The sequence below is a fragment of the Stenotrophomonas panacihumi genome (assembly GCF_001431645.1).
Classification (GTDB): Bacteria; Pseudomonadota; Gammaproteobacteria; order Xanthomonadales; family Xanthomonadaceae; genus Stenotrophomonas_A; species Stenotrophomonas_A panacihumi.
The window spans coordinates 1-6,458 of record NZ_LLXU01000021.1 but is presented as its reverse complement, the minus strand read 5'-3'; the positions used below and the strand labels follow the sequence as shown (position 1 = coordinate 6,458).

The 6,458-nt window shown below is 70.5% G+C and carries 4 protein-coding genes; 2 read left to right on the top strand and 2 right to left on the bottom strand.

What is annotated here, in order from left to right; all coding sequences use genetic code 11:
• Together ARC20_RS18450 and ARC20_RS00945 are read left to right on the top strand one after the other, a co-directional pair.
• The coding region (locus ARC20_RS18450) for a hypothetical protein (protein WP_161809451.1) at positions 1-215 on the top strand (215 nt) is incomplete at its 5' end.
• A gap of 81 nt (positions 216-296) precedes the next feature.
• Positions 297-2,726: a winged helix-turn-helix domain-containing protein gene (locus ARC20_RS00945; protein ID WP_057642962.1), complete on the top strand. Its 2,430-nt coding sequence runs from the start codon at positions 297-299 to the stop codon at positions 2,724-2,726.
• A gap of 52 nt (positions 2,727-2,778) precedes the next feature.
• Here the strand turns inward: ARC20_RS00945 and ARC20_RS00940 are convergent, their stop codons facing one another.
• The gene (locus tag ARC20_RS00940) at positions 2,779-5,127 is read right to left on the bottom strand and encodes a TonB-dependent receptor (protein ID WP_057642960.1); all 2,349 of its coding nucleotides are present in this window, start codon (positions 5,125-5,127) and stop codon (positions 2,779-2,781) included.
• A gap of 178 nt (positions 5,128-5,305) precedes the next feature.
• On the bottom strand, positions 5,306-6,458 hold a 1,153-nt coding region (locus ARC20_RS00935; protein WP_202595417.1), incomplete at its 5' end, for an efflux RND transporter periplasmic adaptor subunit.

The window sequence follows — 6,458 nt, the reverse complement described above, 5'->3', positions numbered from 1 at the left end:
CCACTTCCAGCACCGCGGCGGGCTACCGCTGCTGGCTGCAGGACCCGGCCGCCGCGGTGCTGGAAGTGGAGCAGGACCCGGCACGCATCGGCGGCAGCCATGCGTGGATGTTCCGCAGCGCGCGCGCCGGCGTCGGCGCGCTGCGCTTTGAATGTCACCCCGAGTTATCCGGCGAACCTGTGCGCCGCATCACCTTCCGCATCCGCTCGGACTGACCCGGGCATCGGGCACGCATCGTGGGGCGGCTCTGTCGTAGGATGGGAATCCCCTGAAAATCCACGAGGCAGGCCGGGCGAATGCGCCTGATCCGGTACCGATTCGGCGACTTCGAACTTGATCCCGCCTCGCGCGAACTCTCGCGCTCGGGCCAGCGGCTGGCGCTGCCGCTCAAGTCGCTGGAGTGCCTGGCCTACCTGCTGGCCAACCGCGAACGCGCGGTGGGCCGCGATGAACTCGTCTCCGCGGTCTGGGGGCGTGCCGACGTCAGCGATACGGTGATCACCCAGACCATGCGCCGCGCGCGCAAGGCGCTGGACGATGCCGGCGACCGCCAGGCCTTCGTGCGCACCGTGCCGGGCTTCGGGTATCGCTGGGTGGCGCCGGTGGAGGAGATCGGTGCGGCTACGTCGACCGATCCGGCGGCGACGACGCCTGCGACGACACGTGCGCCATCGCCGCTGCCCGACGTAATCGCCGAGGCCACCGCGCACGAGGTCCCCGCGCCGCCCATCGATACACCCGCATCCGCCGTGGCTCGCCGCGGCACGGGACGGTGGCTGATCGTGCTGGCCGCAGCGGTGCTGCTCGCCGTACTCGCCGTGCTGGGCTGGCGCTACTTCGCGCGCCCCACGTCGCAGGCCGATGCACGCACGGCTCCCGCGGCCGATCGCGTCACCGTGTTGCCGGTGACGGTGACGCCGGCAGGCGCCGAATTCAGCTGGGTGCGGCTGGGCGCGATGGAATATGCCGCCGACCGCCTGCGCGCGGCGGCACTGAAGGTGACGCCGACCGAGCAGACGCTGCACCTGAGCGCCGCGCTCGAAGCCGGCACGGACAAGGCCGCGTCGACGGTCCAGGCGAGCGAAGCGCCCACCGATGCCCAGCTGCTCGACGTGCTCGCGCGCAGCGGTGCGCATTGGCTGGTCGTGCCGCACGCGCAGCGCAACGGCGAGCACTGGCGCGTCCAGCTGCGTGCGCTGGACGGAACCTCGGATGTCCGCGTCGAGGCGCAGGGCGATACCCCGTTGCAGGCCATGGCCGTGGCCACGGATGCCTGGCTGCATCGCGTCGACCGCGCCGCGCCGCGGCTGGCCGGGCCCACGCCGTTGCAGGAGCGGCTGCAGCGCATCGACGCCGAACTGGATGTCGGCCAGCTGGAAGCGGCGCGCGAGCAGATCGTGGCCGCCCCGTCCGAGGTACGCAACAAACCCGAGATGCAGGTGCGCGAAGGACAGCTGGAATATCGCGCCGGTCGCATCGACGCCGCGCAGGCGCTGTTCGAACGCGTGCTGGCGCAACCAGGTCCGGTGGACCGTGCCGTGCGCGCCAAGGGATTGATGGGCTTGGGCGCGGTGGCGCTGCGGCAAGGCCACCCGGCCGGCGCCGAGCAGCGCTACTCACAAGCCCTGGAGGCGCTCTCCAGCGCGCCGCCGCAGGACAGCGAACTAGTGCTGCTCGGCAACGCCTACAACGGGCGCGGCGTGGCGCGCGTGCAGCAGCAGGACCTGGAAGGCGCGGTGGCCGACCTGGGCCTGGCGCGCGTGGCCATGCGCCAGAGCGGCGACGTGGTGTCGGCGGCGATGGTCGGCTCGAACCTGGGCCGCATCGAAGCCATTCGCAACCACTGGCCGCAGGCGGCGCAGGAATACGACAGCGCGATCGAGGTCTTCGAGCACTACCAGATCCATGACTACCTCGCCGCGATGCTCTCCGCCAAGGCGCTCGCGCAACTGGAGATGGTGCAGCCGATGCAGGCGCAGGCGACGATCGCGCGCGTGCAGCCGCTGGCCGGGCAGATCGAGGACCCAACGCTGACCGGCGTGGTGGCCAATGCGCAGGTTCGCGTGGCGCTGGCCAATGGCGAACTGCAGCGGGCGGAAACGGCCTTGCAGCGTTGGCCGGTGACCGCCGGCCAGCACGATCCCCCGGAAGTCACGGCGCTGCGCATGGGCGTGGCGCTGGCCCGCGGTGAGCACGCACGCGCTGCACGGCTGGCGACACGCGCGCCGCCCGCCACCCCGCCGGTGGCGTTCACGCTGGCCGCCATCGCGGTGCAGGCCGCCGATAGCGCGGAGGTGGCGCATGCCTGGTTCCGGCCGTCGCCGCGCAAGCCCGCGCCCTCCCCCGCGCCGCAAGCCTCCCCCGCCGAAGGCGCCAACGAGCGGGCCTTCGCCATGGCCGTGCTGGCGCGGCGCTTCGGCCAGCGCAGCGATGCCCTGGCCGCCGCCACCGAAGCAGTGGCCATCGCCGACCGCGACGGCAGCGCGAATGACCGCGTGCGCGCCAACGTCCTGCGCGCGCAGGTACTGCTCGATGCGGGCCGCTTGCAGGACGCCACCGCCGTACTGGGCGAACTGGATGCCTATGCCGACGTGGACTACCGCGTCGCCTGGCTGGCCTGGAAAGTCTACGAACGCCGCGGCGACGCCGACCTGGCGCGCCACGGCTTCCTGCAGGCGCAGGCGCTGCGCGGCCAGCGCGAACTGGCGGGCGAACCGCTGCTCTGAGGCGCGAAGGGCGTGCGTGCCCCGGCGGGGCTACGCACGCCACCTGGCGGGCTCACGGCCAGTTGAGGTTGAACGACACGCCCACGGTGCGCGGGTCGTTGTACACCGCGGCCATGTAGTTCTCGATCACGCCCTTGAGGTTCTTCTCGTCGGTGATGTTGCGCGCGAACAACGCCACTTCCCACGCGCCATAGCCACCGGTGTAGCCCAGCTTGAGGCCGCCCTCGAAGTTGCCATCGGCGTTGAACTCGACGCTGTCGTACAGCACGAAGCTGGTGTAACCCTGCTTGTTCCAGTCGGTGGAGACGAAGAACGCGCCGCCATCGTTGACCGGGATGTCGTAGCGCGCGGCGACGTTGAGGTTGTACTTGGGCGCGTTGGGCAGCGGGTTGCCGTCGATCTGCGCGAAGGTGTTGGTGCCGACCTTGATGGTCGGGTCGTTCACCGTGCACACCACCACGCCGTTGAGCGCGCACACCTGCGCATAGACGCGGTCGTCCTGGATTTCGCTGTGCAGCCAGCTGGCGCCGGCGCTGATGGCCAGGTTCGGGATCGGACGCCAGTCCAGGTCCGCTTCCAGGCCGTAGGCCTTGGCCTTGTCCGCGTTGAACAGCACGCCGTTGCCATTGGAGTCGTTGCCGTTGAGCTGGATGTCGTCCACGGTGTAGGTGAAGCCGGTGACATTCAGGCGCAGGCGGTTGTCGAACAGGCTGCTCTTGATGCCCGCTTCCCACGACAGGATGGTTTCCGAATCGGCGGTGGTGAAGTCCGAGTTGAACACCGCCGAGCGGCCCTGGATCGTCGGGCCGCGGAAGCCGCTGGCCACGCGCGCGTACACGTTGAGCTGCGGGTTGATCTCGTACATCGCGCTGAGGTCCCAGCTCGGCTTGGTGTCCGACATCTCCACGTCGTAGCGGCCGCGGTAGGTGACCGCGCCGGCGGCGGTGTCGGCGGTCTTCAGCAGGCGGGTGCGCTTCTTGTCTTCGGTCTCGCGCACGCCGGCGGTCAGGGTCAGCGCGTCGGTGGCCTTCCAGCTCACCTGGCCGAAGCCGGCCCACGAGGTGTTGGTGTTGCGCAGGCGCACCCAGTTGTTCGGGTTGCGCGCCGCGCCCTGCAGGAACCAGGCGCGCTGGTAGAAGTCGGTGGTGTCGCGGCCATCGAACCAGAACGCGCCGACCTGCCACTGCACGTCGCGCTCGCCGGTGCTGGCCAGGCGCAGCTCCTGCGTCCACTGGTCAAGGTCGCGGATCTGGCCCATCGACTGGCCGTAGCCGTTCGGCACGCCGTTGACCGGGTAGTCGGCCGCCGCGCCGCCGTCGGTATCGCCGCGCGAATAGCCCGAGGTGGTCTCGTAGGCGGTGATGGAGGTCAGCTCGACGCCGCCGAAATCGTAGGCCGCCTTGATCGAGCCGCCGTAGGTCTTGTAGGCCTGCGGGTTGTTGTCGGCCTCGTCATAGCGCACGCGGTCGCGCGCCACGTCGACGTCGTTGGAACCCTTGGCAAGGGCGTTGCGCAGGAACAGCGTGGAGGTGCCGTCGTAGTCGCGCGCATGGCCGGAGAACAGCAGCGAGAACTGCTCGCTGGGCTGCAGCAGCAACTGGGCGCGCACGTTGCGGTCGTCGAAACCGCCCATCGCGTCCTTCTTCGGGGTGACGGTGCCGTCGGCGCTGGTGCCGTTGAAGTCGTTGTCCACGTAGTCGTCGCGGTGCTGGTACAGCGCCGAGATGCGGAACGAGGCGACGTCGTTGATCGGCCCGCCGAAGCCGCCGTCGAGGTTGATGCTGCCATAGGTGCCGTAGCTGGCCGACAGGCGGCCGCTGTAATCCTGGCTCGGCTTGATGCTGTCGAACTTGACGATGCCCGCCGTGGTGTTGCGGCCGAACAGCGAACCCTGCGGGCCGCGCAGCACTTCCACCTGGTCCACGTCGTAGACCGGGTTGGACTTCAGCACGACGTGTTCGAGCACGACGTCGTCCTGGATGATCGACACCGGCTGCGAGGCGCCAAGGTAGAAATCGATGTTGCCCAGGCCGCGGATGTAGAAGCGCGGGAAGATGCGGCCGGTGGTGGTTTCGGCATAGAAGCTGGGCACCTTGCCGGACAGCGCCAGCAGGGTGTCATCGCCGCCCGTGGTGTACTCGCGCATCTGCGCGCCCTGCACCACGCCCACCGACACCGGCACCTGCTGCAGGTTCTCCTCGCGACGCTCGGCGGTGACGGTGACGGCATCGAGCGAGGTGGCGGTGGCATTGGCTTCGCGCGCGGCGGCGGCCGACTGCGGCTCGGCATCGGCGGCGAAGGCCGGCGCGGCGATCGAAGCCAGCAGCAGGCCGGCGCAGTGGAGGGCGAGCGCGCGGCGGCGCGGGAACGAGGTACGGCGGGCAGCAGCAAGGCGGCGCATGGGTGGATCCTGGGCAGGTGGCGGGAATGAGTCCATTCGGCCGCACCAGCCGTGCCAGCACCGGGCCAAGCGGGGCACGGTAGGCCAGCGATGTTGCACTTTGGTGGCAATGCGCCGCAGCGCCTGCCAGGACCCGCGCCCGCCCCGGCCACCCACCGGAGCGGACGCGGGGGCCGGCTCAGCCGGCCTTCTTCTGCTCCGGCGCGGCCTCGGCCACGCGCACCGCATCGCCGGTGGCGATGCCATCGGGCGGGTTGTCGATGACGCGGTCATCCGCTTTCAGGCCATCGGCGAACTCGACGACGTTGCCCAGGTCCCGGCTGATGCGCACCTCGCGCAGCTGCGCCTTGCCCTGCGCATCGACCACGGCCAGGTGCACGCCGCCCTTGCCGATGATCAGCGCGCTCGGCGGCAGCCCCAGCGTGGTGCCGCCATTGGCGACATCGAAACGCACGGTGGCATAGGCACCCGGCAGCAGTTCGCCGGCGGCGTTGTCCACGGCCAGCTGCACCAGCATCGCGCCGGAATCGCTGTCGATCGCCTGCGAGAGCGACTGCACGGTGGCGTCATACGTCTTGCCCGGATGCTCCGGCACCACCAGCTGCGCGTGCACGCCCGGGCGGATCGAGGCGACCTGCCGCTGCGGCACGCTCACGTACACGCGCAGGCGGCTCAGGTCCGAGACCACGAACAACGCGCTGCCGGTGCTGCTGCCGGTGTTGATCAGCGCGCCGACATCGGTATTGCGCTCGGTCACCACGCCGTCGAACGGCGCGACGAGCTGCTTGTAGCGCGCCAGCGTCTGCGCGCGGGCGACATTGGCGTTGAGCGCCTGCGCACTCGCCTCGCGCGACTGGCTGGTGGCCACGCGTTCGTCGGCGTCCTGGCGCGAGACCAGGCGCGTGTCGACCAGCCGCTGCCAGCGATCCGCCGCGGCCTTGGCGATGGCGGCATCGCTGCGCGCACTCGCCAGTTCGGCCTGGGCCTGGCTCAGTTCCTGGTCCAGGTCCGGCGTTTCGATCTCGGCCAGGACCTGGCCGGCCTTTACCGGCTGGCCGATGTCCGCGTTCCAGCGCTTGAGGTAGCCGCTGACGCGCGCATAGATCGGCGCGCGCGACCAGGCTTCGACGCGTCCGGGCAGCTCCAGCGCGTCCACCGGCACCGACGTGGGATGGATCACGCCCACGGTGGGGATGCTGCGCGATTGCGCGGTGGCTTCGAGCTGGTGCGCACGGGTGGCGCGCACGAACAGGCCGGCAGCGACGGCGCCGACGACCAGGATGGCGGCGATCACCACCGGCAGGCGGCGCGACGGGCGGGAGGTGGGGGCG